The following is a 26,949-nucleotide window of genomic DNA, read 5'->3' as shown; positions in this document are numbered from 1 at the left end:
AGGAGGACCCCATGCCCACCGTTGTCTATCAATTGCCCGATGGCTCGGCCAGTTCGGTCGATGTACCCGCGGGGCAGACAGTGATGGACGGATCCGTCCGCAACAACCTGCCTGGGATCGTCGCCGAATGTGGCGGGAGTTGCTCATGCGCGACGTGTCACGTCTATGTCGAGGGCGCCTCGGCCGAGGCCTTCGACGAGCCGTCGATGGAGGAGCAGGATCTGCTCGAGTACCTCGAGGGCGCGCGTTCGTGCTCCCGGCTGGCGTGCCAGTTGGTTCTGGGCGCGACGATGGACACGATTACCGTGACGGTGGCGCAGTCGAACGATTCGTGACACCGCAAGCCGAGTGACGGGCGATCAGTTCGCTGCGGTTGGTCGCCCCCAGCTTGCGCAGAATACGTTTGACGTGGGACTTCACCGTGTCGACCGTGATCACCAATTCATCGGCAATGGCGGTATTGGATGCTCCTTTGAGCACCAGACGCAGAACTTCGCTTTCGCGCTCGGTCAGTGGTTCTGTCCACGGTGCCGCCGCTGGGGCAGGTTCGGCGGCATCGGTGGCACGCGGAAGCTTGTCGTGTGTGATTCCGCTCGAGCGCAGGAGATCGAGTTGACGAGTTCGCCGGGTGGCCAAGCCGAGCCGCTGCAGGCATGCCCCGAGGACCTGGGTGAGCAGTGCGGCCGAATCGTGTTGTGCGGAGTCGAGTTCGCCCGCAATGTGGATCAGCACGGCGGGCGAATTGTCGACCGCGACGGCCACGATCGTGCAGATGTGCGGAAACAGCTCTCCGAGCGTATCGACCGGGCTGGCGGTCACCGGTACGCCCGAGTCGACGGCTCGTGACTCCGCCGAACCTGCCTCGAGCGAGAATGCCTGCGGGGGAGGGCTTTCGGCATCGGGCCGGTGGATCGCGAGCAGTGCGGCCGTATCGGATCGGATGTCGATACCTGATACGAGAACGCAGCTCGCGGAGCAGATATTCGCCAGCGCATCACACGCGCGCTGCAGCAGCTCCGCACTGGACGCGGCGGCGGCGAGACCGGCAATTGCCCGGTTGAGAGATTCGGCGTTTCTCCGAAGCTGGCTGACCTCGTTGTCTCGCAGTGCTTTTTCCCGATCGAGCCGGTCGGCGAGTTGCCTTCCGAGTTCGGTCAGCTCGCGCCCGGACGCTTGGCGCATGGCTGCCATCAAATCCGTGGCGGTCGGTTCGTCGGCAGGGGTGGTCATGCCTGGGGTTCCGCCGCTGGACGGCGGCCCGCGTACAGGGCGGCGGCTTCGGCCCTGGTATTGACCCCGATTTTCTTGAAGATGCGTTGCACGTGCGACTTCACGGTCCCGTCGGATATGCACAGCTTGCGAGATATCGTCGAATTGGTGGCGCCGGCGGCGACGAGAGCCAGCACATCGCGTTCACGGGCGGTAAGCGCCGGCGGATAATCCGTTGTACGCGAATCGTTTCGGCATTCTGCGTGCGGCGCGGAGGGACGCTCCTCGATGTCGTCGAGGGTCACCACGCTGCGCTCGAGCTCTCGCAGAGCGCGGTTCAGCCGGTCCAACTCGGCGGTGGTGTGCCGGTTCTGCTCGGAAATCACCGCACGCAATTGCGCCGATTCGGTCGCCAGTGCACAGACCTGCGCCAGGGTGGTGATCAGATGGATGTCCGCCTCGGTAAGGTCGTTCTCATGTCGGTCGACGTGGACGATCGCGATCGCCCGGTCCGCCACGACGACGGGGACCGCGAGAAACCCGGCGGGCCGGCTCAGATCCACCAGCGGCCGGTAGGTATGGCACTTGACCTCGGAAGGTCCCACGGCGTAGGAGCGGCGTCGGCGAACCAGCTCTGCTTCGCGAGGTGCGTCGCGCAACGGAATGGAATTGCCGTTCACCGCGGCCACCAAAGGATCGAAGTCGCCGCGCAGTTCGGGATTGAGGGCGATCGACACGGGCGCCCAGGATGATCCCGACACCAGTGAGTACATGGCCTTGCCGTAGCCCAGACCGGTGCACAGTTCCCGAGTGAGGATCTGCGACAGGGGAGCGTCGCGGTCTCCGTTGATGGCTTGCACCACCTGAGTCAGGCCGCCGAACTGCTTGCTGTGCACTCGCATTCGTCGAGCGACGTCCGCGCGTATCGCACTGTCGACGGACGTGAGAATCGTGGCGACATCGGCGGTGACCTCGGGAGAAGGTAGCCCTGTGCGCAGCGCCCGGCTCGCGTAGTCCCGGATCAGCGACAAACTGGGGTTGAAGTCCTGTAGTCGCAGCAGGTCCGGGTCCGGGCCGATCAGCTCCAGCAGTTGGGCGAATGCGCGCTCGGCGACATGGACGTCGCTGTCGCGGCCGGTCCGCATCGTTGCTGACTGCACAACCACTTCCACTCCTCGTGCCGAACGGCCACCGACGCGCGGCGGTGTTCGTCGACGACGACGTCATGTGACCTGCCGCACACCATACCATGTATATGGTATGTCCAAAAGTTGGGTTATTCGAAGCCGGCGATGTGGCGCCAGTGCGCGTGCGCGGCAGGCGTCCACTCGGACCGGAGGTCGCGTAGTCGCTTGGCGGCCTGCTGCCCGTGCCAGTCGGGGAGTAGGACCTCCGGCAGTCGAGGATCCAGATAGGTCATGTGCCGGAGCGCGTCGGCCAGTTCGACATGGGCGAACAACAATTCGTCGCCAGGGGCGAAGACGTGCGAATCGAACCGTTCGAGCAGCTCGTCGTAGGCACGCTGGGCAGCGTCGAGATCCCAGGAGCGGCGCACCAGCTCCTCCTCGGAAATGCCTGCGATAGAAGTGGTTCCCACGAAGGAGACCGAATTCGAGGTCAGTCCGAGAGAGTCGATCGCCTTGGCTGCCTCGCCCGCGCGTACGACATGGGGACTCACCCATACGCCCGGCGCCGGATTGCCGAAACCTGCCCACCGCAGGGCTGCATAGAGCTTCTTGCGAGTGGAACGGTGTGACTCCGGTATGGGCACGTTGAGCACCAGCCAGCGGCCGTCCCACTCTGCTGGATCGATATCGGCGGAGAACACCCGCACATCGCCTTCGGTGAAGAGCAGATATGCCTTGTCGGTAAGCGTCCAGAGGGTCTCGCGGCCCTCGCGGTGTGCGGTGATCAGACCTGCCGATCCGGTGCGGGCAATGGCTTGTCGGCCGGCATGGGCGCCATAGCCCAGCCCTTCCAGGACGTACAGCAACGACGCGGTCCGAACCGGTTGGCCATACGGCTCGACCAGCTCGCCCAGCACGGTGATGAGCACGGATCGGGCGCTTCGAGTCGGTGTGTCCCGGGTGGGTGGCGGCGTCGCGTCGTCGTCGGACATCCTTCCATCGTCGCGCAACCGACGGTGCTCGGTCACTGCGACCCGTCCTCGGGCCATTGCGCGCAGCCTCCCGCCGGACCTGGCTCACAAGCCGATTCGGATATTCACGGCATGCTGTCGATACCCCAGTCGTGGAAAACGGATCGCGAATCGGCGCCTGGAACCCGCGGTGCGGTATATGTGGCCGCCGGTGCGTCGGAGAAACGTGGTGTTGCCGCGGGCTGGCGTTGGCCGAATGCCTCGATCACCGTGTCGCGTACGCGGATGTGTGGATGCTCGGGGACCTCGGCGAGCGAAAGTACCGGTGTCACACAGGCATCCAGCGTCTCGTAGACGGCGACCCACTCCGCGCGGGTTCGGGTGCGGAAGATTTCCGCGAAACGGTCGCGCATCCGCGCCCACCCGGTCCTGTCGTACTGCTCGGAAAGTTCGGATCGATCGAGTCCGAGCCCCTCGAGCAGTTGAGCGTAGAACCCCGGCTCGATGGCGCCGACCGCGACGTAGCCGCTGTCCGCGCACTCGTAGGTGTCATAGAAGGGGGCCCCGCCGTCGAGCACATTGGTGCCGCGAGTGGACCACTGGCCGTTCTCGGTCAACGTCCAGTACATGGCCATCAGCGTGCTCACACCGTCGATCATCGCGATGTCGAGCACCTGCCCGGCGCCGGTTCGGGTCCGTGAGTGCAGGGCGGCGAGGATGCCCAGCACGGCTGGCATGGAACCACCGCCGAGATCGGCGACCAGATTGAGAGGTGCGAGCGGTTTGTCGCCTTCGCGCCCGATGGCGTTCAGGGCTCCGCTCAAGGCGAGGTAATTGATGTCGTGACCGGCGTAGGCGGCCAGCGGACCGGACTGTCCCCAGCCGGTGATGCGAGCGTAGATCAGTCGTGGATTGCGTGCGGTACACACGTTCGGGCCGATGCCGAGACGCTCGGCCACACCAGGGCGGTAGCTCTCGAGCACGACGTCGGCCCGGTCGATCAGCGCCAGCGCCTGTGCGAGTCCGGCCGGGTCCTTGAGGTCGGCGTTGACCGAACGCCGGTTGCGCAGCACCGAATCCTTATCCGGCGGAACCAATTCCGTGACACCGCCCGGTCGTTCGACGCGCACCACGTCGGCGCCCAGGTCGGCCAGCAGCATTGCGGCGTGCGGTGACGGGCCGATGCCCGCCAGTTCGACGACGCGAAGCCCTTCCAGCGCCTTTTCCATCCGAACCCTCTCGAACCGGTTTCAACGTTTGACAGTATAGGCTACTATCTGTCCAATAACGTATCACTACGTTGTGTGTCGCGGCGGTGTTTCGAGAACCTGCCGAGCGACGATCCGAGCAGCCCGAGAGGCGTGATATGAGCGAACTGGAACCGGCGGCCATGTCGGTGTTTCGACTGGCGGCCGACGATCCGATGACGTGCGTGCGGGAGTGGAAGGACAGGAGCCGAGGCAAGGCCATCGCCTTGTTCCCGATGAACTTCCCCGCAGAGATCGTGCATGCCGCCGGCGGGCTGCCGGTTGTCGTGCAGGACGATCCGACCCCGATCACCGAGGGTCGGAGTCTGCTGGCCGAGTTCTACTGCGGCTATACGCGCAGCGTGGCCGACCAGGCGGCGCGCGGTCGGCTCGATATCTTCGACGCCTTCGTCGTCGCGGACCACTGTGTGCAGTTGCTCGGCGCGGTCGACGTGATCCGCTGGGCGCGTCCGGACAAGCCGATGCACTTCGCGCAGTTCACCAGCGCGATGGACGACGCCTGGACCCAGCCTCGGGTCGCCGGCCGGATCGAGGATGCGAAACGTGAGGTCGAGACCGTCCTGGGAGTGACGCTGACGCCCGAACGATTGGCGCGCAGCATCGGTCTGTTCAACGAGAACCGGCGGTTGCTGCGTGAGTTGTACGACCTGCGCCGCTCCGGCCGTGCCTGGATCACCGCCACCGATATGCAGACGTTGATCAAGTCCAGCATGGTCATGGACATCCAGGAGCACACGACGCTGCTTCGCGCACTGCTGGCCGGGCTCGACGCGACCGCGGAACCGCGCGCGGATCTGGTGCGCGTACACCTGTCGGGCCACTTCTGTCACGGTCCGCGCCCAGAACTGCTGAATCTGATCGAGGAGAGCGGCGCGATGGTCGTCGACGACGACCTGTACACCGGATACCGCTACATCTCCACCGACGTCCCCGAGTCCGGCGATCCACTCGCGGCCTTATCGGAGTGGTACCTGGACCGCAATCGGAACGCACCCTGTCCTACTCGGGTCACCACCCGTATCGACTGGGACACCTACCTGATCGATTCGATCGAGGCCAGCCGCGCCGACGGGGTCGTCGTGCTCATGGCGAAATTCTGTGAGCCGCACATGCTCTACTACCCCGAACTGCGCAAGGCGCTCGAGGCGCGCGGCATTCCGGCACTTCTGCTCGAAACCGAGCACGAAGGCAATCCGATCGAGACGGTGCGTACGCGCATGGAGACGTTCATCGAACGCATCCGTCGCCAACCGGCCGCGGCCCGTTCCTGATCTCACCACGTACGAAGGAGTTCACCATGGCGATCCAGCAAGCGAGTACCGAAAAGGCGAATCGGCTGTCCAGCACCCGGGCCGGGGGCCGAATGGTGGCCGACTACTGGGAAAACATTTTCACCGCGAAAGAGCGGGGCAAACATGTCGTGTGGTACAACGGCGCGGCGCTGAACCCGCTGTTCCAGGCCGCGGGGCTGGAATGGTGCCACGGGGAGGCGTTCGCCGCCCGCCTGGCGGCCCAGCATCTGGAAGGTCCGGCGCAAGCGGCCGGGGCCGAATACGGATATATCGGCGAGCTGTGCTCGTACGCGCGCACCCATCTGGGGTGCGCGGTGCTGACCCACCAGACCGTCAACGAACAGGCGACCGGAGTCGTCGGGATGGTCGACCAGCAGGAACTCGCCGCGAAATTGCCGGCGCCGGACTTCTTCGTCAACGGCTACGCCGGCTGCAGCACCGGTCAGCAGTGGGACGCGATGACGTACCGGGTGTTCGACCGCAAACTTCCGCTGTTCAACGTCTCGATCCCGATGTTGTGGGGTAACAAGCCCGATGCCGGGTATATGCGCGGGCAGGAGTGGACCGAGGTCGGGCAGTACGTCGAAGGGCAACTACGTGAACTGATCGAATTCCTCGAGCAGCAGACCGGGCGGCCCTTCGACTGGGATGCGCTGAGCGAGAGCATGTTCTACATCAAGCGAGCCTCGGAACTGCGCCTCGAGGCGATGGCGCTGTGCACGCAGGCGCCTACTCCGGCGACCTACTGGGACTGGGTGGCGAGTATCGCGCCGATCAACTTCCTGCCCGGAAATCAGGACCTGGTCGACTATTTCGCCGGTGTGAAGTCCGAGATCGAACAGCGCGTCGCCGACGGGGTCAGCGCGCTGGCGGACGAGCGTTACCGGGTGTACTTCGACGGCATCATGAACTGGAACAAGCTCGGCTTCCTCACCCGGAAGTTCGCCGAGTACGACGTGGCCGTCGTCGCGGGTCGCTACACCCACGAATCCTTTTGGCAGGAACCGCAACTCATCGATACCGACAATCCGCTGCTGGGAATGGCGCAGCACTATCTGCTGTGCCCGCTCAATCACGGGTTGAAGAATCTGGAGGAATTGCTGCTGCGGCGTCTGGACGAATACGCGATCGATGGCATCGCCTTCCACTCCACGCGCACCTGCCGGGCCATGACCAATCCGCAGGCCATGCTCGCTCGGACCGCCGAACGCGAGCGTGGCGTGAAGTCGTTCTTCTTCGAAGGGGATGTCGCGGACGCGTCGTTCTACAACGACGAGCTGTTCGACAGCCGGCTCGAGGCGATGCTGGAAGCGATCGATGTCCAGCGGATGAAGTCGCGGGTGTAACCGTGGCCGATACGAAGAGGGCGTCGTCGTGAACGCGGACAACTGGTTCGTCCTGGGCGTGGACCTCGGATCGACCACGGCGAAGGCCGCCGTGGTCGATCGCGACGGCGAATTGCGCGGGGCGGATGTCGTGCAGATGGGCGCGGTGAGCCCGGCCGCGGTTGCGCGTGCGATCGACGGCGCGCTGCGCGCCGCCGCGGTGTCACGTGACGAGATTCGCTGGACCGTGAGCACCGGCTACGGGCGGAAACTGGTGCCCGGGGCGGATCGCAGCTACACCGAGATCACCTGTCACGCCAGGGGTGCGGCGGCACTGCGCCCCGGGGTGCGTCTGGTGATCGATATCGGCGGTCAGGACAGCAAGGCGATCATCGTCGACGACGAGGGCCTGGTGGATCGGTTCGCGATGAACGATCGGTGCGCCAGTGGTACCGGCCGGTTCTTCGACGTACTTGCTCGGGCGCTGGAGGCCGAGATCGAGGAGGTGGGTGAGCTCGCGCTCGCGGGCTCGGACACCCTCGAGGTGAGCAGTATGTGCGCGACCTTCGCCGAGACCGAAGTCATTTCGCTGCTGGCTCAGGGACGTTCGAAGGCCGATGTGGCGGCATCGGTGCATCGGGCGGTCGCCGCGCGCACCCTGGGGCTGGTCGCGCAGGTGGGCAGGGTTTTTCCGGCCGTGATGACCGGCGGGGTCGCGAAGAATCCCGCCGCGCTGCACTACGTGTCGCAGGCGTTGCGGCATCCGGTCGAACTGCTCGAGCAGCCACAGATCGCCGGTGCCTACGGTGCGGGCCTGCTCGCCCGCGACGAGTATCTCGGCACGGCCGCCGCACGCTCCGAGCGCGATGCCGCGGCCGGTGAGCAGGTGGCCGCGACGGCGGCAGCCGTCACGCCGCACTGCCTCGACTGCGACGGTGTGCTCGCGCAGCCCGCCGATGCCGGTCCGGTGCCGATCGAATTGCGAAGGAGCGCACCATGATCAGCGAGACCGATGAGATCCGGGTTCCGGCTCCGGCGGAATCGACGGTGTACATCGTGGGCGGTACGAACGGGGTCGGACTGGAGGTCGCGCACCGATTCGTGGCGGCCGGAACACAGCGGATCGGTCTGGTGGGCCGTGATCCGGAACGGGGGCAGCGGGCGGCGGAGGACATCCGATCGCTGGCGCTTGGGGTGTGGTGCCTGTACGTCGCCGGTGACGTCAACGACCCCGGCGAAGCGGGACGGGTGGCGGGGGAACTGCGCGCCGGATTGGGACCGGCGGACATCCTGGTCAACAGCACCGTGAGTGCGTTCACGCCGCGGCTGTTCCACGAGATCGCCCCCGAGGACGTTCCGGCGATCCTGACGCAGCAGGCGCTCGGCCCGATCAACATGTGCCGGGCCGTCCTGCCGGATATGCGGACGCAGCGCGGCGGCGTGATCGTCAACGTCGCCTCCGATGCGGCCAAATACCCGACTCCGGGGGAGAGCGTGATCGGCGGGGCGATGGCGGCGATCGTCATGTTCAGCAGGGCCTTGGCGATGGAGGCCAAGCGTGACGGTATCCGGGTCAATGCCGTGACGCCCTCGCTGATCCGGGACACCGGAGCGTACGACCGGGTGATGGCCGATCCGTTCGGCGCGAAACTCTTCGAAAAGGCAGCTCGCGCAGCATCACTCGGTGTCGCGGAACCGTCGGACGTCGCTGATCTCATCCTGTTCCTGTGCAGTCCGCAGGCTCGCCGGATCACCGGACAGGCGGTGAGTCCCAACGGAGGCATTTCGTCCGGTTAGCCGACCCGGCCGAAACATTCGACAGTTTCGTAGATGATAGATCCAATTCTGTAGTACATTGAGTGTGATCGGCGTCATATTTGTCAGCGCCGGGCCGTGATCGGCGGCACATGAATTCACAGCAGCATTCGAACCCGCACAGCAAAAGGCGCTCGCACGATGACCCTTACCCAATCCTTATGGCCGGCCTCGCAGACCTCGGGAGTTCGTGACATCACTCTCGGAGAACTGTTGCGGCAGGCCGCCGCAGCGGTGCCCGACCAGGTGGCTCTTGTCGACGGCACTCCCGATCCGGCTGATCGGTCCGAATGGACCTATCGCGAACTGCTGGCTGACGTCGAAGGCGTCGCCCGTGCCTTGCTCGCACATTTCGCGCCCGGTGATCGCATCGCGATCTGGGCTCCCAACAGTGCGGACTGGGTGATCCTGCAGCAGGCGATCGCAATGGCGGGAATGGTGGTGGTCGGGATCAATCCCGCATACCGGGCGCACGAATTGGAGTACATCCTGCGCCAGTCCCGTGCGGCGGGATTGTTCTTTCGTGAAAGTTATCGCGGCGTGAGCCTCGAGGACGTACTCGGTGAGATCGTCGGAAATCTGCCGGACCTGCGCAAGGCGGTGCCCACTCGTGAATGGCAGACATTCCGGGATGCGGCAGACGCCGCGACGCCGCTGCCGGAGGTATCGCCGAGGGATCCGGTGCAGATCCAATACACCTCCGGGACAACCGGATTCCCCAAGGGGGCGGTTCTGCATCACAAGGGCATCGTCAACGAGGCGACCTTCGTATTCGAACGCGCCGGGCGCTCCGGTCCGGTGGTGTGCGTCAACGCGATGCCGATGTATCACATCGGCGGCGGCGGGGTCACTGAACTGGGTACGTTCGCGGCACATGGAACCTTCGTGGTGTTACCGGCATTCGATGCCGCGCAGATGCTCGAGATGCTCGAGACCTACCGGGGCACCCACTCGCTGATGGTGCCGACGATGCTCATCGCCCTGCTGGAACATCCCGATTTCCGCGCTCGTGACCTGTCCAGCGTGTACACCATCATGTCGGGCGCGTCGGCGGTGCCGCAGGCGCTGGTCGAGCGGGTCATCGAACGCCTCGGTTGCCGATTCACAATTCTGTTCGGGCAGAGCGAGATGCACGGCGTGATAAGTCAGACGAGGATCTCCGACGACCCCGTGGACCAGGCGTGCACGGTCGGACAGCCATTGCCCGAACTAGAGGTGAAGATCATCGATCTGCTGACCGGAGAGATCGTCCCGATCGGCGAGCAGGGCGAAATATGTTGCCGCGGTTATCAGAACATGCTCGGCTACTCGGATATGCCGGAAGCTACCGCCTCGACGATCGACGCCGATGGCTGGCTGCACATGGGCGATCTGGCGGTGATGGACGAGCGGGGGTTCCTGCGGATCACCGGCCGGCTCAAGGACATGATCATCCGCGGCGGTCTGAACATCTATCCGCGCGAGATCGAGGAATTGCTCTTTCAACATCCGGAGATCGCGGAGGCGGTCGTGGTCGGTGTGCCCGATGAGAAGTGGGGCGAACAGATCGGCGCCGTGATCCGCGCCCACGATCCGGGCAACCCGCCCGAAGCCGACGTGTTGAAGGCTTGGTGCCGCGAGCGAATCGCCGCGCACAAGGCGCCGTCACTGTGGTACTTCACCGCCGAGTTGCCGATGACGCCGTCGGGCAAGATTCAGAAGTTCCGGGTGCAGGACGAGATCGCCTCCGGAGTACTGACTCCCGTGCGTTCCTCGGAGGTGGCCTCGAGCTGATCCGGTGCGTGCGTCCCGTCGATGAGATGTCGGCGGGACGTCACCGAACCGCTCGCTGCGGTGGTCGAGTCTCGGTGGAAGCAGCTGGAACGAGTGCGATGAGTTCCGAGCGATTGGCGGCACCGTACTTGCGGAGCAGACTCTTGAGATGTGATTTGACGGTTTCCACCGAGATGAACAGTTTCTCGGCGATATCGCGGTTCGAGTGGCCCCTCAGCACCAGTTGCAGGACCTCGTCCTCGCGACGGGTCAGATGAGCCCTCGTCGAAAGTGGAGCGTTTTCTCCTTCGGAAAGTATTGTGCTGGAACAGAACTCGTCGTGAACAAGGGTAGTGATCGCATGTAGCGCCCGCTCGTCGCCGTCGGTGACCCATGCCGTGCCGACAATGCTCGCCAGCAGGGACAGGTAGGCGTCGGCGGTGTGGGGCACCGGATCGGCGACGATGCAGTGGATGAGCCCGGCCGCCGCTGTCGACGTCCCGACCGGTATCACGACGTAGTCCGCGGCGCCGAGCAGATTCCGCACGATGGGGTGCGGGGTTTTCGTTTCGGACACCGGTTGTCCGAATTCCAACGCACGGTACTCGGCTGAGTCCACAGCCAGAGCTATCGCCTGATTCGGCACAGAGGCCGCAGTGCCGGCGGTGGCGACGATTCGCCAGTGGTCGTCGCCGACGCTCGAGAACAGCACCGGCCCCGCCGTGACCTCTCCGAGTTGACTGCACGCGAAGTCCACGCCGTCGGCGAATCGCCTCGCGCGCTTGAATTCTCGCGCCACCAGCGACAGCGACCTGTACAGCACCGAATCGATGTCGGCCAGCTTCGCAACCAGTGCCTGATGCATTCGTGCTGAGCGGACGAGAAGCGCTGCCACTGTCGGGCCCTGCTCCGCAGGCAGGGAGCATACTTGCGCCAGAACGGTCGCGATCGCGGGGTGTAGTCGATCAGCGATGTGTCCGATCCGCGACCGCGCGGCCAGAACGCCCGCATCGTCGTATCGTGATGTGCTCAGTTCGACCTGCGCAACGTCGAAAAGCTGTCGCAAGTCCCGGATGTGGCTACCAGGCCGAGGTGGTGGCGGGTTCATCGCTGCCCATGGATATTCCGGTCGGCCTGGTGCCGTGCCGTGGCCTCCGCCCTGCTGTGTACGCCGAGTTTGTGGAAGATCTGTTTGACGTGCGACTTGACGGTGGCTTCGGAGACGCCCAGTTCGCGGGCGATCTCCGCGTTCGACAGTCCCGCCGCGAGATCGCTGAGTACGACATGCTGGCGCGGCGTGAGCAGGTTGTACCGATCTGCGACGGGCTTATCGGTTCGTGTGACGAACGGATCCATGCGAACGCGGCCGGAGATGAACTCTTCCGAATACCGGACGATATTTGCCACGCGGTCTCGTAGTGTGGTCAACCGCTTCTGGCGTTCGAGGCGTTCGGCCACGACGCCGACCATTTCCGACAGGAAAACCACTCGCTCCAGATCCTGACCGGTGGTGACCTGGTCGAATTGATCGCCGTGGATCATTCCGATGACCTGGGATCCGGAAACGAGTGGAGCAACCGCGAATCCGTGCGATGCCGAGATCTGCATCAGCGGTTTGTAGGTCAGTTGGTGGGTATGCGGTGAGACGACCAGATGCTGTGTCCGCCTGCGTATTACGTCGGCTTCGAGCGGAGCGGAGCTCAGGTCGATCATATTCGACAGGTATTGCCGCAGCCTGGTGTGGTCGCTGAGCGTGGCGTCGACGTAGAGGTACTCGGGCTGCCAGGTTCCGTGGTCGACAGTGGATAAAAGCGCCCGGCGAAAGCCGAGGGCGGCGCAGGCACGAGCGAATTCCGGTTCGACAAGCGTCACCGACGAGGTGACGTGGCTCGGTGTCCGCACCAGTTCGCACATACGGGAAACCACGTCGTCGAAATGGCCTGCTCGGGTATCCGGCTCGCATCGGTAAGGCGCGAACATCTGGTTCAGCCTCGGACCGAGGTCGGCGATCTCACCGGGATCGAGTAGCCCCTCGTCCAGGGCGCGGGTCACGTCCTCGGACAGGCGCGCGAGTATCTGGCCGGTCGCGGTTTTACCTGTGTGGATCCGATCCGGCCGGTGTGCGGTTCGCTTCGGCACCATTGCCCCTTCCCGCCGTGCACCCCTGTCGAAGCTTCTCGTGCCTATCGGCACACGTCGAGGCGCTGTAAATCTAAACCGAGAATATAATGGTCAGACCATACGAGCAAGGGTTTCGCGGGACTGCAGCGAACCGCTGACCAGCTCAGTCGGTCGCCGGGGGGAGGCTCTCGTAAGCAGCTATGAACTCCACGAGCGGCTGTGCCGAGTCCGGGGCCGGATCGAATCCCATCGGCAGGTACCAGGATCGTTCGAACTCGACCCGCTCGGGCATGGCTGCCATGACCGCCCGTTCGACTTCCTCCTGTACCGGCGGCTGGAGATCTGCCCGTAGGACCGTGCGCAGGTCGGCGGCGATCGCGGCCGTGGCCCGCTCGATGGCGTGGGTTTCCCCGTCGGCGTCGCGGGCGGCTTGTTCGCCCGCTCGCACGGAGCTGCGCAGCCCGTTGGCGATCTCGGCATCGCTGACGATTTCGAGTACCGATCGGGCGATGCGTCGATGGTGGTCGAGTTCGAAGCGTGCACGCGTGTGCACGTGTGCGAGCCGGTCACGCAAGAATTCGAGATATCCGATCGACAGCGCGAGCTGCTCCTGTGCTAGTGGGTCGACCGGGTCGACCGCGGGGCCGACGATATCGCGTAAGGATTTGACCACTGCGCCCAACGAGTTTTCGGAATGATCGGTCATCGGTCTTTTTCCTCCAGCAGGGTCACCAGCTGTCCGGACAATGTGGGGACCATCCCCTTGACCCAGGACAGCAGCACATCCTGGTGCGTCTTGCCCAACCTGGCCACCCGGTAGGCGGTTGCCAGCGTGGCAATGATCAGCTGGTAAGTGTTCGCTATCTTGTAGTAGGTGAGCCGTTGCGGATCGACAGACAACCCCGAAGCCTCCTGGTAACGATCCAGGAATTCGGCTTCGGTGAACAAGCCGCAGACCAGGTATTCGCCGGACCTCGGGTCGACGTGGCCGAAGGTCGAGTCGGTGGCCCAGGCGAGATCGCGATGGCGATCGCCGAGGTGGCAATATTCCCAGTCGAGCCACGCGGTGATCTCGTGGGTTTTCTCGTCGAACAGGAAATTCCCGCTTCGAAAGTCACCGTGGACGATGCCGATCCGGTCCGTCGTCGGAAGGTTGCGCCTGAGCCAGTTGGCGGTCACTTCGATGAGCAGATGATCCTCGCCCCGATCCTCCTCCCAGACACGCGCGTACTGATTGAGCTTCCACTCGGCGGCTTCAGTGGTGTCGGGACTGGGCCGGTCGAAGCTGTCGAGCCGGAGTCCGGAGATATCGGTCGTGTGCAGTGCCGCGAGATGATCGACGAACTGAGTTCCCAGCGACCGCCGTAAGTCGGGGCCGAACATCGTGCCGAGCCCGCTCACGGCTCCGGTGTCGGTGGCGGTGGGTTTGGTCGTGCCCGGTGCGAACGAGTACACGAGGGTCGGCTCCGGGAACCAGGTTGCGGCTTCGTCCAGCCACAGCACGCGCGGTACCGGCAGGGTGTCACGGACGGCTTCGAGGATCTCGGCCTCTTGGCGGCGGCTCGTCGCATTGAGCGACTCCGACGGATCCATGCGTGCGACCAAGCGATCCGTGACCGGTCCGCGGTCGGGGTCGGTCCACCGAAGATCGAATCGCACTTGCATTTTGGATGCCCCGCCCGACATCCACCGAGCGCCGGAGATTTCGTATTCGCCATCGATCCGTGCTCGGAGCAGCCCGTCCAGACGGGCGGCGAACTCGTCGAGCTCGATGCGCTGAAACGGGGGGCTCGCCCGGCGTTCGAGTTTGCGCACCAGCATTCGATCGATCTCGCTGTCGACTCGATAGCGGCGGCGCATCTCATCGATGAACTCGCGTGGCGGGTTGTCACGCATATCGAAATCGGTGTCGTAGCTCGGAAATGAAATCCGTTCTGCAGCAGTCACTTCAGCGCCTCCGGCCGTGCTTCGACGTGCGCTCGGCGAGGTAGTCGAGGCCGAATATGTCGGCCATTTCCCCGTATCCGATTCGCCCGTCGTGCTCGTACCGGTGCAAGCTCTGATATGCGACATCGCGCGGATTGAACGCCTGCCACGGGTGTGCGGCGACAGCGCTGCCGAAGAACTCCCATTCCTGGCCGCGGTCGTCGCGGACCTTGATCCGATTGGTGACAGTGAGCATCTGCACGCGAGCCGCCTCGACCTCGGCCCAGACGAGGCTGCGCGTTTCCCCGTTCTCGGTGACGAACCCGAATCGGAGGTCGCCGTAGCGCACCTGCCCGCCCACGACTTCCATGTCGACGGCCAGGTGCATGGCCAGTTCCGGGCCGAAGTTCACCGAAATCCAGGACACCGCCCACGTACCCAGGTCGCGCCTGGGCCCCCAGCTGTGATCCATTCCCTCGTAGCAGTCGACCCGATAGCGCTTGCCGCGCAATTCGAGTTCGCCGGTGATATGCCCCTTCGTCTCGAAATGCCCTGTTGCCCAGCCGTCCCCCTTCTCGTCGAGGGTGGCTTCGGAGTCCGCTCCCGAGAGCAATGCGTTCTCCGCCGGGTCGTGCATATCGAACGGGTGGTGAATCGCGTCGAACTTCAGGTCGAACGAGCAATTGCCGAGCGCGTGCTCATAGCGGAGGTGATAGTCGCGGGGTGCATTCGACGTCTTGACGGTCAGTCCGTTCGGGAGTGTGTAGTCGGTGAAGGACTCCGGGCACGGCAGGTGAACCTGACAGTCCATGAAATCGATATCCTCCACGTTCGGGCAGAACCCCTGAACCAGGCAGATCGACGAAAGTGCGACCCCGAGATTCGGGCGGGCCAGCACGTATGCGTTTCCGAGGATGCCGGCCTCCGGGACGCTGAAGATGAGCGCGGTTGTTTCCGTCCAAGTCCAGTCGTCGGCGTCGCGGCTGTGGAAGTCGAGATCGTGGGCATTGATCATCGGTTTCGGCTCCTGAAGATCGTGAGTTCGGCATGTGGCACACGCCACTCGTGCACATCTTGGGAGGGGACGGTGGCCGTGAACAGCCTGTGACGGCCATATCCCTCGGAAATCCCCCCGACTTCACCCCATCGGATGGTGGCTGCAGCGAAATCTTCTGTGAAATAGGCCGATTCGATCAGAGGTGATTGTCGGGACGGCCTGTTCGGGCGCGGATTCGGAAGCTTGACGAATGTGTCACCTGTCACTAGTTTGAGGTCGGTGCCGCCTCGTGGGCTGGCACTTCTCACTCCGCATACCCGTACTTTCGGTGCGCGGATTCGTGAACTTTTCATATTCGGCCATGACGCGCCACCGGTTCTCGGCACGGCGTGCGTCGCCGGAGTCGCAGATCGGGTCGGGTTACCGCACCGACGAAAGGGTTTCCGTCATGTCAAAATCCGTAACTGCTGCGGTGGTCGCCGAACCGGGCGGCGCTTTCAGTCTCGAACGAGTGTCGCTCGCGACTCCCGGGGCGCACGAAGTACTCGTGGAGATCAAAGGAATCGGTCTGTGCCACACCGATATCGCCGCCCGGGACGGATTCTTCGGGTTGAGTTATCCGATGGTCCTCGGGCACGAGGGCAGCGGAATCGTCGTCGCGACCGGGGCGGAGGTGACCTCGGTCGCGCCCGGTGATCATGTCGCGCTGTCCTTCGCGTCCTGTGGGCACTGCGATCAATGTGCCGACGGGCAACCCGCCTACTGCGTGGAGTTCGGCGCGCGCAACTACGGCAGTGGGTTGCGTCCGGACGGAACCAGCACGATCACCCAGGACGGGCAACTCGTGACCGCAGCCTTCTTCGGGCAATCGTCGTTCGCGACCCATGCTCTGGCGACCGAACGCAACGTGGTGAAGGTCGGAACCGACATTCCGATCGAACTCGTCGGCCCGCTGGGATGCGGTATCCAGACCGGCGCCGGTGCCGTATTCAACAGCTTGGATTGCCAGGCGGGGCAGTCCCTGTCGGTCCTGGGGGCCGGTCCGGTCGGGCTCGCCGCGGTTATGGCGGCGAAAGTCCGTGGGTGCACTCCGATCATCGTCTCCGATCCGGATCCGCGCCGTCGCGCACTGGCCTTGGAGTTGGGTGCGGACACCACCATCGACCCGGCCACCGGGCCACTCGAAGGAAAGGTCCGTGCGGTGAGCGGCCGTGGTGTCGACTATGCGTTCGACACGACCGGAATTCCGTCGATCCTCGAGGAGGCTTTCGCCGTCCTCGCACCTCGGGGGACTCTCGGATTCGTCGGAGTGCCACACGATGTGACAGCGACGATGGCGGTGCCGCTGGTGCCCGCAATGGTTTCCGGTGTCACGGTGCGCGGAATCACCGAGGGCGACAGCGATCCGAGCACCCTCATCCCGTACCTGCTCGAGTTGTTCCGTTGCGGAAAGTTTCCCTTCGACAAGCTGATCGGGACCTTCCCCTTCAGCGATATCAACGCTGCCGTGGCTGCCCAGGCGCGTGGCGAGGTCGCGAAAGTCGTCCTCGTCCACGGCGCGCCGTCGTCCACCGGATCGACAGGAGCCTGAGATGGTGACCGTACGACAGGAGTCCGCAATGACCACACCCCGATCCGCCGTGCGAGTCGAACCGGCCATCGACGCGGTGCTGCGCCGAAAGCTGGAGCGCCGGGGTGTGGTGATTCACGAACCACCTCACCTGGAAACGGTGCGAGACAGGTTGCGCACCATGTTGTCTCAGCGGATCCAGGGCACCTTCGAGATCGAGGGCCTCTCGCGCCTGGGTGGTGGCGCCTCGAAGGAACAATTCGTCTTCGACCTCGACTGGCAGTCCGATGGGCAACAACGGCGCGATCGTATGGTGCTGCGGATGGACCCTCCGGCCTCGATGGTCGAAACGCCTCGCCGCCGTGAATTCGAGGCGCTGGACATGTTGCACGGTGCCTTGCCGGTACCTCGGGTGTTCTGGATGACCGAGGACCCGGACGAATTGGGTGCACCGTCGATGATCTGCGGATATGTCGGCGGAACGGCGACTGCGAAGGACGCTGTGAAGACCGCGTCCGGCCTCGGGACGACCTATGGTGCTGCACTGCGCCGCACGCTCGGCCCGCAGTTCGTCCGGTATCTCGCCGAACTGCATCGGTTCGACTGGACGACGTATCCACTGGACTCGTTCCAACGCCCACGACCCGGCTCGACCGATGCCGTGGACTGGCGGCTCGCGTCATGGGACCGCGCGTGGCAGGAGGACGCGTTCGAATCGCACCCGGTGATCGCACTGACCCAGCAGTGGCTGTGGGAACGTCGTCCCGTGGTCGATCACGTATCGGTTGTGCACGGTGACTACCGCAACGGCAATTTCCTGTTCGACGAGGAGCGCGGAACCATTACCGCACTGCTCGATTGGGAGCTGACCTACCTCGGCGACCGACACCACGATCTGGCCTACGCCATGATGGACGGCTGGGGCGAAACAGATCCCGTGACCGGTGAATTCTATTGCTCGGCTCTGGTCACTCGGGAGCAGATGATCGCCGAATACGAGTCGGTGTCCGGACTGTCGGTCGACAGCGAGCGGCTCGAGTACTACACGGTTCTCAACATGTACTGGGCCGCAGTCGCATTGACCGGGTCCGGGCCGCGGAATGCTGCCGAACGCATGACCCATCTCGACGCGATGCAGACCTATCTCGGTGGTCTCGGGGCGTTCTATCTGGACCAACTGCTCGCCGTTGTCGGCAAGGCATAGGAGATTTCGATGATTCCCACTGTTGCTCAGCAGATCAGCGCCGTACGGACGACGATCGCGAAAAATGTTCTCCCGGCGTTGGATCCGAACGATTCGTTCGCCGCCGAGCAAGCCGGCCTCGTGCTCGCATGCCTGGACTGGACCCTCGATGTGCACACATCCGAATATCGATACGAGCGCGTCGAGCATTCCGATTATCGAGCCCTGCTCGCGCGTCTGATCGACCTCGCGCCGACGCGGGACGCCGAGGAGGAGCGAGCGTTTCTCAGCGCCGCGGCAGAGCCGCCCGTGGACCTCGAGCGACTGCGCGAGCAGACGCGTGCCCTCAAGGAAATGGCCGATCGTCGGTACGGGATTCTGGCCGACGCCGAGCCCGAGCTGGCGCAGCGCGCCCGGCAGGTGATGGCGGCAGCGGCCGGAAGGCAGTGCGAACGCGAACTCGCGTGGTGCCGCAAGACCGGATTCCCGCGTGGAGCCGACGAGAGCGTCGCGCACGTGCTCGATCGTCAGCAGGCCGATCCACCGCCGGGGGCGGCCACCTCGGCGAGCTGATCGATACACCGGACCCGGCTGAGTGTCGACGCCGACCATATCTCCGACAGCTGTTCGACCGGCGTGCCGAGCAGAGCGACGCGGCACAGCGGGGGCTGCGACCGCAGAGTTCGCCCGTCGGCAGGCTGCTGTGCAGGGCTCGTTTCCAGTGCTGTAGCCGGTGAGCTGGTATGTATATGGTACGACCATTTTGGGTAATGATCGCCCAAGGAGATAGGGAGAGCATGTGGATGCCGAAGCCGGTTCCGATCCGACAACCGTGGTCAACGCGCGAGACCTCGGGCGACTGCCGTTGGCGGCCGGTGGTGAAACGCGGTGCGGCGTACTGCTCCGCAGCGATGCGCCGTATGTCGGTGACAGTCCTCCGACCGGCCTGACCTGGCCTCCGTCGACGGTGGTGGACCTGCGTGACAGTGCCGAGGCGGGACGCCTGCTCGTGGCGTGGCCCGATACCGTGCGCTGGGTCGGCAATCCGGTGTTCTCGGGCGCGCGTATGGATCGTCTGATTCAAGCGAATGTGGTGGACCTGTATGCCGACATGGTGCGAGGGTCGGCCTCCCGGCTGGTGGGTGCGCTCAACCAGTTCGACAACGGTGGTTCGACGCTGGTTCATTGCGCTGCCGGTAAAGATCGGACCGGCGTCGTCATCGCGATCGCGCTTCTGCTGGCGGGCGTCGAAACCGACGCGATCATCGCCGACTATCAGCGGACCGGCAACGCGATCGCCGAGATATTCGCGCGAATGCAGTCGCGTGGGCGACTGCCTGCGGGTGCTGCCGTCACCGACCCGGTTTTCCGTACCCCGCGCGAAGCGGTTGAGCTGGTGATCGACCACGTGGGTGGAGGTTCCGACGGCGCGTGGGCGTGGGTCGAGAAGAACGGTGGGGACGTGCAGCGCCTCGCACGCTGGGTGACGTTGTTCACGGGCGACGCCGCCGCATAAGCGGTTCGATCGCTTTCCCGCGGGTGTAGTCGAGTTGATCCGTGGTTCGACCTGTGCAATCATTTGGTCTGACCATACGATAATTTAAGTCGACTCGGAGGTGGGCAAATATGGCTGGTGTGTGGTTCGACGAGCTCACGGTGGGGCAGAGGTTCGAACACCCGATTCGGCGGACGGTCACCGAGACGGACAACGTGCTGTTCACGGCGATGACGCACAACCCGGCGCTGCTGCACCTCGACGAGGAGTACATGAAGGACTCGGCGTTCGGGCAGCGCATCGTGAACAGTGCGTTCACCCTCGGCCTGATGGTCGGGATCTCCGTCGGTGACACCACCCTCGGGACGGCCGTGGCGAACCTGGGCTGGGACGAGGTGCGCTTCCCCAAGCCGGTGTTCCATGGCGACACCCTGCATGTCGTCACCGAGGTCCTCGAACTGCGGGACTCCAAGTCGCGACCGGACCAGGGCATCGTGGTATTCCTGCACCAGGCGTTCAATCAGCGCGATGAACTCGTCGCCTCGTGCAAGCGGTCGGGCCTGCAGCGCAGGAAGCCGCAGTGACCGCGCCGATCCGCTCGTTCCTGTTCGTGCCGGGCGACAGTGAGAAGAAGATCGGCAAGATCGGCGGCTCCTCGGCAGATGCGGTGATCCTGGACCTCGAGGATGCGGTCAGCGCGGGCCGCAAGCCGATCGCCCGGCAGATGGTGGCGGAATTCATCGCCGCCGAATCCGGTGCAGCCGGTCCGCAGTTGTGGGTGCGGATGAATCCGATCGACACCGAGTACGCGCTCGCGGATCTGGCGGCCGTGGTCGCCTCGGGGCCCGCGGGCGTGATGATTCCCAAGATCGACGGTCCTGCGGATGTGTTGCGCGTGCACCACTATCTCGAGGCGCTGGAGTCCGCGCACGGGCTCACGCCCGGAGGTATCCGCGTTCTTCCCGTCGCCACCGAAACGGCTCGCGCGCCGTTCCGGCTGGGCGATTTCGCCGATGCCGGAATCTCCCGGCTGTACGGATTGACTTGGGGCGCAGAGGATCTCAGTGCGGCCCTGGGTGCGTCGACGAATCTCGACCGGACCGGGGAGTGGGCCGCCACCTACCGGCTGGTTCGCTCGCTGGCACTGATGGGCGCGCGCGCCGCGGACGTCGAGGCCGTGGAGACGCTGTACGTCGACATCCGGGACGATCGCGGCCTGGCGGAGTCCTCGCGCCAGGCGCGCGCCGAGGGATTCAGCGGGCGTATCGCCATCCATCCCGGGCAGGTCGACACGATCAACGCCGCCTTCACCCCGACGCCCGAGGAGGTGGAGTTCGCCCGGCGAGTGGTCGAGGCGTTCTCGGCCGATGTGGGAACTGTTGCGCTGGACGGAAAGATGCTGGATCTGCCGCACTTGAAGCAGGCCCGGCGGGTCCTGGCGCTGGTGGGTCGAGAGTAATCCGGGCAAACGCGTGCCCGGGCGATCGCCGCGGCGCGAAACTCCTGCCGTCGCGAACGGATCAGCGCCCCTTCCCGATTCGGGAAGGGGCGCTGATCGGTTTCGGCGCCGATCAGCGCAGCCGGTAACCGGTGCCGAGTTCGTCCCGAGTCAGCCGGCCGGCGGGAGGTAGACCGTGTGCAGCTGCTGGAACGTGTGCAGACCCTCGGGGCCGAGCTCGCGCCCCAGGCCGCTGTTCTTGATCCCGCCGAACGGTGCGACGGGGTCGTTGGAGTAGTGGTTGACGCCCACCGTGCCGGACTTGACCTTCGCGGCGATCCCGGCGGCGCGCTCCACGTCCGAGGACCAGACCGACCCGCCGAGCCCGTATTCGCTGTCGTTCGCGATCGCGAGTGCCTCGGTCTCGTCGGAGAACGGGATCACGCTGAGCACGGGACCGAAGATCTCTTCGCGAGCGATGGTCGCCGTGTTGTCCAGATCCGCGAAAATCGTTGGCTCCACGAAGAATCCGGATTCGATTCCGGCGGGTCGGCCGCCGCCGGTGGTGAGCCGCGCGCCTTCGCTCTTGCCCTTCGCGATGTAGCCCTCGACCCGTTCGCGTTGCCGGGCCGAGACCAGCGGGCCGATCTTGGTTCCGGGGTCCAGCGGATCGCCGATCTGCAGGGATCGGGCCAGATCGGTCAGGGTGTCGACGATTTCGCCGTACCGCGATCTGGGCGCGAGAACGCGGGTGTTGAGCCAGCAGATCTGACCGTTGTTCAGGAACGTCACCCCGAAGAGCGACTCGAGAGAGGCGTTCAGGTCGACGTCGTCCAGCAGAATCGCGGCCGACTTGCCGCCCAGTTCCAAGGTGACCGGGCGCAGCAGCCTTCCGCACGTTTCGGCGATCTTGCTGCCGGCAGCGGTGGAGCCGGTGAAGGACACCTTGTCGATCCCCGGATGCTCGACCAGATAGGCGCCGACCTCGCGACCACCGGGCACCACGTTGAGGACGCCGGGAGGCAGGCCCGCCGCGGCTGCGGCTTCACTCATCAGGAACGCGTCCAGCACGGTTTCCTCGGCGGGCTTCAGCACGACCGTGCAACCTGCCGCAAGCGCGGGGGCGAGCTTGAGGAACGAGATTGCCTGCGGGACGTTCCAAGGTACGACCGCGGCCACCACGCCGATCGGATGACGGCTGACCCGGGCGGTGCCACCGAGCATTCCGGCACGCTCGTCCACCGTCGGCGCATCGATCATCATCTTGCTGAAGTAGCGGACCAGGACGGCCGGGAACCCTCCCTCGAATTGCTCGGCAAGCCAGATCGGCATCCCGTTCTGCAATGACACGCGCCGGGCCGTCTCGGCGGCGCGAGCTTCGAGTTCGGATGCGAAGCGCTCGAGTACTTCTCCGCGCTGTTCGGGCGACCAGCTCGACCAGCCTTCCGGGGCGTCGAAGGCCCCGCGGGCAGCTGCCACAGCGGCATCGACATCGCGCGCGGAAGCGGCGGGAACGCTGCCGATCACCTGCTCGGTGGTGGGGGAGTTCACCGTGATGACGTCTTCGGTCGCCGGGCTGCGCCACCCTCCATCGATGTAGAGCTCGCGGTAATCGATGGTCGTCATCGCACTCCTTGCTGGTTTCGCCGGCCCGCGGGGCATCGGCCGACTGTGAATGGCATCACCTCAAAGAATGGTTCAAATAGACGAGGATTGCAATGGTATGTTTGGTCGGGCCAAATAGTGATAGCCTCGCCCGGAGGGGGAGGTTCGGATCGGAGCGCGCCGATCGGGTTGCTCGATCGACATGCGCGTGTGATGTGGATCCCGGAAATGGTTGCGCTATTAGGTCTAACCATTCTAATCTTTGGACGAAGTGTGTTGCACACGGTAGAGGACGGGCACCATGACCAGCGAGCGAAACTTCGGCAGATACACCCCGGCGCAGATCGAGCAGTTCTACGCAAGCGGACAGTGGGCCGACGTCAACTTCACCGAACTGCTGCGTTCACGCGCCGAGGGGAACCCGGACAAGGTGTTCTTGACCGACGGCAGCCACACGCTCACCTTCGCCGAGCTGTACGACTCGTCTCAGCGGCTTGCTCTGGGACTGCATCGGTACGGTTTGAGCGCTGGTGACCGCGTGGCCGTCCAACTGCCCAACTGGGCCGCCTTCGTCGTGGTCGCGGCGGCGTTGTCGCGGATCGGCGCGGTGATGGTTCCGGTCATGCCGATCTATCGCAAAGACGAAGTCTCGCACGTGGTGTCGGATGCCTCGATCCGGATGGCGATCGCGCCGGCCGAGTTCAAGGGCTTCGACTACTTGTCCCTGTACGAGGAGATTCGACGGAACTCGGACACCCTTCGTGGGATCGTCGCGGTGCGAGCTCGCGGAGACCAGCGCGAATCCTTGGCCGAGCGGGAAATCGCGGTGCTCGAAGACTTGATCATCGAAGACGCCGATGCCGCGGACATCGATACGACGCTCGACATCCGGGTTCATCCCGACGATCCGTTCGTCATCGTCTACACCTCCGGGACGACTTCTCGGCCGAAGGGGTGCGTGCACACGTTCAACACGTATGCGTCCGGTGCGCGAGCGTTGGTGATCGCGTTCGGGCATACCGAGTCCGACGTGCAGTTCGGTCCATCGCCTATCACCCACACCACGGGCCTGGTCACGAGCGTGCTGATGCCGCTGATCGCGGGAGCGTCATCGCATTTGATGGCCGAATGGAGCCCGGCCAAGGGGCTATCCGACATCCAGAAGTTCGGATGTACTGCCGCGGTCACCGCGACGACGTTCCTGCAGACCCTGATCACGGCAGCCGAGGACGATCCCGAAGCGGATCTCTCGTCGTTGCGGGTGTGGACATGTGCGGGGGCCCCCATCCCGGCTGCCGTCGTCGAGCACGCCAAGGCCGAACTGCCGACCACCAATGTGCTGTCGCTGTACGGACGCAGCGAGAACCTCACGACAACCACCTGCCGCATCCAGGGAGACCCCCTGCGGGCTATCACTTCGGATGGCGCGGCATTGCCGGGAGCCGAGGTGAAGGTCGTGGGCCCGGACGGAATCGAGGTGCCGCGTGGCGCCGAGGGGGATATCGCCTACCGCGGGCCGTCGCACATGATCGAATACCTCAACCGCCCGGACGAGACCGCCGATCTCTTCACGCCGGACGGATTCTCTCGCTCCGGGGATCTCGGGGTCATGGACGCGACCGGATACGTTCGAGTGACCGGCCGTACCAAGGACATCGTGATTCGCGGTGGTATGAACATCAGTGTGCGCGAAGTCGAGGACAAGCTCGCTGATCATCCGGACCTGGTGGAGCTCGCCGTGGTGGGTATGCCCGACGAGCGGCTCGGCGAGAAGGTGTGTTGCTTCGTGGTCGCCAAGCCCGGGCACAATGCGCCCACCGTCGAGGACCTGCGTGCCTACCTGACCGAGCGGGGCGTTGCCATCCAGAAGACACCGGAGCGCGTCATCGTTGTCGATCAGCTGCCGATGACGGCGACCGGGAAGATCCAGAAACACATCTTGCGTATGCAGATCGCCGCGGAACTGAACCAGCCGACGGCGGCGGGTGCGCATTGAGCCACACACCGCACGCCACCCTGGACTTTCTGATCAACGGAGCCGAGGCTCTGGTCCGGGTGCAGCCGGTCGATGTCTCGGCGGAATGGGGGGAGCTCATCGTCGAGTCGGGCCCCTGGCTCCGGGATCCGGCGGCGGGGTTCGCCCGGGGAGCCCTGGCGGTGCCACTCGACGACGTCACCGGCTATATCGTCGCGGCCGGCTCGCCCCGGGACAGCTGGCCGGTCAGCCTCGGGATTCGAATCGACCTGGTCGCGGACCCGCCGGTCGATGGTTCGCAACTGGTTGTGACCGGCGAGTTGGTCGCGCGCGACGACCGCGGCGGCACGACGCGAGGAACAGTCGTCGACAGCACCGGGGCGGTCATCGCGTTGATCACTCAGAGATCGCATCTGGTGCCGGTGGAGGGGCCGCCGACCGCTCCTGTGGTGGCGTTCGACGCTCCACCGGACGGGGTGTGTATACGTGACGCGCTGGGCATCCGTGAGCCCTCCCGGGGAGTTGTCGAAATGCCCGGTACGGTGTTGTCGGCCAACGGGATCGGTAACGTGCATGGTGGCATTCTCATCTGCGGGGCGGAGTTCGCGGCGATGTCTGCCCTGGGAGCGGACGGTGATCTGCGCAGTACGAGCATCGATATGGCGTTCGTCCGGCCGGGCAGCGCGGACGAGACGACGACGTTCCGCACCGAGGTGATGCACACCGGTCGATCTCTGGCCGTGGTTCGCGTGGTCGCCACGGCCGCCACGGGCAAGGCATGTGCGATCGGGACCGTGACGGTGCAGCGGGTGAGCTCGTGAAAGCGATCGTGATGTCGAATTACGGTGGCCCGGAGGAACTTTCACCGGGTGAGGTCGATGAGCCGGCTCCGCGGCCCGGTTGGGTGACGGTCGACCTGCGCGCGAGTGCGTTGAATTGGCATGACGTGCTCGTGCGTCGCGGGCGATACCGGTCGCCCCTGCCGCACACCCCCGGCGCGGACGGTGCGGGGATTCGCACCGACACCGGGCAGGAGGTGGTCGTGCTGCCGTCGCTGTTCTGGGGTGAGCGTTCGACTGCTCCGTCGCCGGAGTTCGAAATTCTGGGCGACCGCATTCCGGGAACATATGCGCAGCGGGTCTGCGTGCCGGAGGAATGCCTGGCTCCCAAGCCTTTCGGTTATTCGTGGGCGGAGTCGGCGGCGTTGCCGCTGGTCGGTGTCACGTCGTACCGTGCGCTGGTCACCCGGGCGGGGCTGCGTGCGGGCGAATCGCTGCTCATCATCGGGGCGGGCGGCGGTATCGCCACGATGGCGCTGGCACTGGCGACCGCTCTGGGCGCGCAGGCGTTCGTGACCGCGTCCTCGCCGGAGAAGCTGGCCCGAGCGCGTGACAACGGCGCGGCCGGGGGAGTGCTGCACAGCGATGACGATTGGCCGATGCAGGCGAAGGCCCTTGCTCCGGAGGGCGACGGTTTCGATGTGATCCTCGATCCGGTGGGGCTGTGGGAACGTTCGGTGCAGGCTCTGCGCCCGGGTGGACGGATCGTGGTCCTGGGCGCCAATGTCGCCGAACGGGCCGATATGGATGTGCGCGGGTTCTACTTCGGTCAGTACAGCCTGCTGGGCACCACGATGGGCTCGCCGCAGGACTTCCGGGGGTTGCTCGACCTCGTCGCGACCGGGACGGTCGCACCACCGGCCATCGCCGCGACCTACCCCCTGAGCGATGCCGCCGAGGCGCATCGACGGCTCGAATCGGGTGGCCTCTTCGGCAAGATCGTGCTCGTTCCCTAGCGAGGCGAGCCGGTCATCACATCATGGGAGAGGCGGCGTGCCGCCGGCACGCCGCCTCTCCCGCATCACTCGTTCGTTGACGTCG

At 64.9% G+C, this 26,949-nt stretch carries 25 protein-coding genes; 15 read left to right on the top strand and 10 right to left on the bottom strand.

Features of this window, described 5'->3' with window-relative positions:
* The first annotated feature begins 11 nt into the window (after positions 1–11).
* Positions 12–335, top strand: a complete 324-nt coding sequence (locus tag ON40_RS42625; protein ID WP_040831502.1) for a 2Fe-2S iron-sulfur cluster-binding protein — start codon at positions 12–14, stop codon at positions 333–335.
* Here the strand turns inward: ON40_RS42625 and ON40_RS42620 are convergent.
* From ON40_RS42620 to ON40_RS42605, 4 genes are all read right to left on the bottom strand, one after another.
* Positions 301–1,230: a helix-turn-helix transcriptional regulator gene (locus ON40_RS42620; protein WP_051194459.1), complete on the bottom strand. Its 930-nt coding sequence runs from the start codon at positions 1,228–1,230 to the stop codon at positions 301–303. The genes ON40_RS42625 and ON40_RS42620 overlap by 35 nt on opposite strands.
* Positions 1,227–2,375 carry a helix-turn-helix transcriptional regulator gene (locus ON40_RS42615; RefSeq protein WP_245568242.1) on the bottom strand — a complete coding sequence of 383 codons (1,149 nt, stop codon included), beginning with the start codon at positions 2,373–2,375 and terminating at the stop codon, positions 1,227–1,229. Before ON40_RS42615 ends, ON40_RS42620 begins: the two co-directional genes overlap by 4 nt.
* A gap of 110 nt (positions 2,376–2,485) precedes the next feature.
* Positions 2,486–3,328 carry a PaaX family transcriptional regulator gene (locus ON40_RS42610; protein WP_040831432.1) on the bottom strand — a complete coding sequence of 281 codons (843 nt, stop codon included), beginning with the start codon at positions 3,326–3,328 and terminating at the stop codon, positions 2,486–2,488.
* A gap of 104 nt (positions 3,329–3,432) precedes the next feature.
* On the bottom strand, positions 3,433–4,536 hold the full coding sequence (locus tag ON40_RS42605) for a CaiB/BaiF CoA transferase family protein (RefSeq protein ID WP_040831431.1): 1,104 nt from the start codon (positions 4,534–4,536) through the stop codon (positions 3,433–3,435).
* A gap of 137 nt (positions 4,537–4,673) precedes the next feature.
* Here ON40_RS42605 and ON40_RS42600 point away from each other — a divergent pair, with 137 nt between their 5' ends.
* From ON40_RS42600 to ON40_RS42580, 5 genes are all read left to right on the top strand, one after another.
* Positions 4,674–5,846, top strand: a complete 1,173-nt coding sequence (locus ON40_RS42600) for a 2-hydroxyacyl-CoA dehydratase subunit D (protein ID WP_040831429.1) — start codon at positions 4,674–4,676, stop codon at positions 5,844–5,846.
* Positions 5,847–5,872: 26 nt separating this feature from the next.
* On the top strand, positions 5,873–7,213 hold the full coding sequence (locus ON40_RS42595) for a 2-hydroxyacyl-CoA dehydratase subunit D (protein ID WP_040831428.1): 1,341 nt from the start codon (positions 5,873–5,875) through the stop codon (positions 7,211–7,213).
* A gap of 28 nt (positions 7,214–7,241) precedes the next feature.
* Complete coding sequence (locus tag ON40_RS42590) at positions 7,242–8,192, top strand: acyl-CoA dehydratase activase (RefSeq protein WP_040831427.1); 951 nt, start codon at positions 7,242–7,244, stop codon at positions 8,190–8,192.
* A complete protein-coding gene (locus ON40_RS42585) occupies positions 8,189–8,989 on the top strand; it encodes an SDR family NAD(P)-dependent oxidoreductase (protein WP_040831426.1) in 801 nt (266 codons plus the stop codon). The genes ON40_RS42590 and ON40_RS42585 overlap by 4 nt, the downstream gene beginning before the upstream one ends.
* 159 nt (positions 8,990–9,148) lie before the next feature.
* Complete coding sequence (locus tag ON40_RS42580; protein ID WP_040831425.1) at positions 9,149–10,780, top strand: AMP-binding protein; 1,632 nt, start codon at positions 9,149–9,151, stop codon at positions 10,778–10,780.
* A 40-nt stretch (positions 10,781–10,820) separates the two neighbouring features.
* Here ON40_RS42580 and ON40_RS42575 read toward each other — a convergent pair whose 3' ends face one another.
* The 5 genes from ON40_RS42575 to ON40_RS42555 all read right to left on the bottom strand — a co-directional run bounded on the left by ON40_RS42575 (position 10,821) and on the right by ON40_RS42555 (position 15,821).
* Positions 10,821–11,624, bottom strand: a complete 804-nt coding sequence (locus ON40_RS42575) for a response regulator transcription factor (RefSeq protein ID WP_040831424.1) — start codon at positions 11,622–11,624, stop codon at positions 10,821–10,823.
* Positions 11,625–11,863: 239 nt separating this feature from the next.
* Entirely contained in the window at positions 11,864–12,901 is a 1,038-nt protein-coding gene (locus ON40_RS42570) for a response regulator transcription factor (RefSeq protein ID WP_040831423.1), read from the bottom strand.
* 142 nt (positions 12,902–13,043) lie between these two features.
* Complete coding sequence (locus ON40_RS42565; protein ID WP_040831422.1) at positions 13,044–13,586, bottom strand: hypothetical protein; 543 nt, start codon at positions 13,584–13,586, stop codon at positions 13,044–13,046.
* A complete protein-coding gene (locus ON40_RS42560) occupies positions 13,583–14,827 on the bottom strand; it encodes a phosphotransferase family protein (protein WP_245568241.1) in 1,245 nt (414 codons plus the stop codon). The genes ON40_RS42565 and ON40_RS42560 overlap by 4 nt, the downstream gene beginning before the upstream one ends.
* Position 14,828: 1 nt before the next feature.
* On the bottom strand, positions 14,829–15,821 hold the full coding sequence (locus tag ON40_RS42555; RefSeq protein WP_040831420.1) for a DUF7064 domain-containing protein: 993 nt from the start codon (positions 15,819–15,821) through the stop codon (positions 14,829–14,831).
* Between the two features lie 430 nt (positions 15,822–16,251).
* Here ON40_RS42555 and ON40_RS42550 point away from each other — a divergent pair, with 430 nt between their 5' ends.
* The 6 genes from ON40_RS42550 to ON40_RS42525 all read left to right on the top strand — a co-directional run bounded on the left by ON40_RS42550 (position 16,252) and on the right by ON40_RS42525 (position 21,510).
* On the top strand, positions 16,252–17,394 hold the full coding sequence (locus ON40_RS42550; protein WP_051194473.1) for an NAD(P)-dependent alcohol dehydrogenase: 1,143 nt from the start codon (positions 16,252–16,254) through the stop codon (positions 17,392–17,394).
* A gap of 28 nt (positions 17,395–17,422) precedes the next feature.
* Complete coding sequence (locus ON40_RS42545) at positions 17,423–18,577, top strand: phosphotransferase family protein (protein ID WP_157186788.1); 1,155 nt, start codon at positions 17,423–17,425, stop codon at positions 18,575–18,577.
* A gap of 9 nt (positions 18,578–18,586) precedes the next feature.
* On the top strand, positions 18,587–19,129 hold the full coding sequence (locus ON40_RS42540; protein ID WP_040831418.1) for a hypothetical protein: 543 nt from the start codon (positions 18,587–18,589) through the stop codon (positions 19,127–19,129).
* A 226-nt stretch (positions 19,130–19,355) separates the two neighbouring features.
* A complete protein-coding gene (locus ON40_RS42535; RefSeq protein WP_051194458.1) occupies positions 19,356–20,072 on the top strand; it encodes a tyrosine-protein phosphatase in 717 nt (238 codons plus the stop codon).
* A gap of 110 nt (positions 20,073–20,182) precedes the next feature.
* Positions 20,183–20,635, top strand: coding sequence for a MaoC family dehydratase (locus ON40_RS42530; protein WP_040831416.1), 453 nt, complete (start codon positions 20,183–20,185; stop codon positions 20,633–20,635).
* Complete coding sequence (locus tag ON40_RS42525; protein WP_040831415.1) at positions 20,632–21,510, top strand: HpcH/HpaI aldolase/citrate lyase family protein; 879 nt, start codon at positions 20,632–20,634, stop codon at positions 21,508–21,510. Before ON40_RS42530 ends, ON40_RS42525 begins: the two co-directional genes overlap by 4 nt.
* A gap of 150 nt (positions 21,511–21,660) precedes the next feature.
* Here the strand turns inward: ON40_RS42525 and ON40_RS42520 are convergent, their stop codons facing one another.
* Positions 21,661–23,115 (bottom strand): aldehyde dehydrogenase, encoded by a 1,455-nt coding sequence (locus tag ON40_RS42520; protein ID WP_040831414.1) that lies wholly within the window; start codon positions 23,113–23,115, stop codon positions 21,661–21,663.
* 280 nt (positions 23,116–23,395) lie between these two features.
* Here ON40_RS42520 and ON40_RS42515 point away from each other — a divergent pair, with 280 nt between their 5' ends.
* The 3 genes from ON40_RS42515 to ON40_RS42505 are packed head-to-tail and all read left to right on the top strand — an operon-like array spanning position 23,396 to position 26,864.
* Positions 23,396–25,090: an AMP-binding protein gene (locus ON40_RS42515; RefSeq protein ID WP_040831412.1), complete on the top strand. Its 1,695-nt coding sequence runs from the start codon at positions 23,396–23,398 to the stop codon at positions 25,088–25,090.
* Positions 25,087–25,890, top strand: coding sequence for a PaaI family thioesterase (locus ON40_RS42510; protein WP_040831411.1), 804 nt, complete (start codon positions 25,087–25,089; stop codon positions 25,888–25,890). The genes ON40_RS42515 and ON40_RS42510 overlap by 4 nt, the downstream gene beginning before the upstream one ends.
* Positions 25,891–25,901: 11 nt before the next feature.
* On the top strand, positions 25,902–26,864 hold the full coding sequence (locus ON40_RS42505) for a zinc-binding dehydrogenase (RefSeq protein WP_373282075.1): 963 nt from the start codon (positions 25,902–25,904) through the stop codon (positions 26,862–26,864).
* The last annotated feature ends 85 nt before the right edge of the window (positions 26,865–26,949 follow it).

Source organism: Nocardia jiangxiensis NBRC 101359, from assembly GCF_000308615.1.
In the GTDB taxonomy this organism is placed as follows: Bacteria; Actinomycetota; Actinomycetes; order Mycobacteriales; family Mycobacteriaceae; genus Nocardia; species Nocardia jiangxiensis.
This window is presented reverse-complemented; position numbering and strand designations above follow the sequence as displayed.

Coding starts and splice junctions, on each gene's coding strand:
- ON40_RS42545 (WP_157186788.1), top strand. CDS start 17,423: ATGACCACACCCCGATCCGCCGTGCGAGTCGAACCGGCCATCGACGCG.
- ON40_RS42565 (WP_040831422.1), bottom strand. CDS start 13,586: ATGACCGATCATTCCGAAAACTCGTTGGGCGCAGTGGTCAAATCCTTA.
- ON40_RS42625 (WP_040831502.1), top strand. CDS start 12: ATGCCCACCGTTGTCTATCAATTGCCCGATGGCTCGGCCAGTTCGGTC.
- ON40_RS42580 (WP_040831425.1), top strand. CDS start 9,149: ATGACCCTTACCCAATCCTTATGGCCGGCCTCGCAGACCTCGGGAGTT.
- ON40_RS42570 (WP_040831423.1), bottom strand. CDS start 12,901: ATGGTGCCGAAGCGAACCGCACACCGGCCGGATCGGATCCACACAGGT.
- ON40_RS42575 (WP_040831424.1), bottom strand. CDS start 11,624: ATGCATCAGGCACTGGTTGCGAAGCTGGCCGACATCGATTCGGTGCTG.
- ON40_RS42620 (WP_051194459.1), bottom strand. CDS start 1,230: ATGACCACCCCTGCCGACGAACCGACCGCCACGGATTTGATGGCAGCC.
- ON40_RS42530 (WP_040831416.1), top strand. CDS start 20,183: ATGGCTGGTGTGTGGTTCGACGAGCTCACGGTGGGGCAGAGGTTCGAA.
- ON40_RS42610 (WP_040831432.1), bottom strand. CDS start 3,328: ATGTCCGACGACGACGCGACGCCGCCACCCACCCGGGACACACCGACT.
- ON40_RS42585 (WP_040831426.1), top strand. CDS start 8,189: ATGATCAGCGAGACCGATGAGATCCGGGTTCCGGCTCCGGCGGAATCG.
- ON40_RS42550 (WP_051194473.1), top strand. CDS start 16,252: ATGTCAAAATCCGTAACTGCTGCGGTGGTCGCCGAACCGGGCGGCGCT.
- ON40_RS42505 (WP_373282075.1), top strand. CDS start 25,902: ATGTCGAATTACGGTGGCCCGGAGGAACTTTCACCGGGTGAGGTCGAT.
- ON40_RS42540 (WP_040831418.1), top strand. CDS start 18,587: ATGATTCCCACTGTTGCTCAGCAGATCAGCGCCGTACGGACGACGATC.
- ON40_RS42520 (WP_040831414.1), bottom strand. CDS start 23,115: ATGACGACCATCGATTACCGCGAGCTCTACATCGATGGAGGGTGGCGC.
- ON40_RS42605 (WP_040831431.1), bottom strand. CDS start 4,536: ATGGAAAAGGCGCTGGAAGGGCTTCGCGTCGTCGAACTGGCGGGCATC.
- ON40_RS42600 (WP_040831429.1), top strand. CDS start 4,674: ATGAGCGAACTGGAACCGGCGGCCATGTCGGTGTTTCGACTGGCGGCC.
- ON40_RS42595 (WP_040831428.1), top strand. CDS start 5,873: ATGGCGATCCAGCAAGCGAGTACCGAAAAGGCGAATCGGCTGTCCAGC.
- ON40_RS42515 (WP_040831412.1), top strand. CDS start 23,396: ATGACCAGCGAGCGAAACTTCGGCAGATACACCCCGGCGCAGATCGAG.
- ON40_RS42555 (WP_040831420.1), bottom strand. CDS start 15,821: ATGATCAATGCCCACGATCTCGACTTCCACAGCCGCGACGCCGACGAC.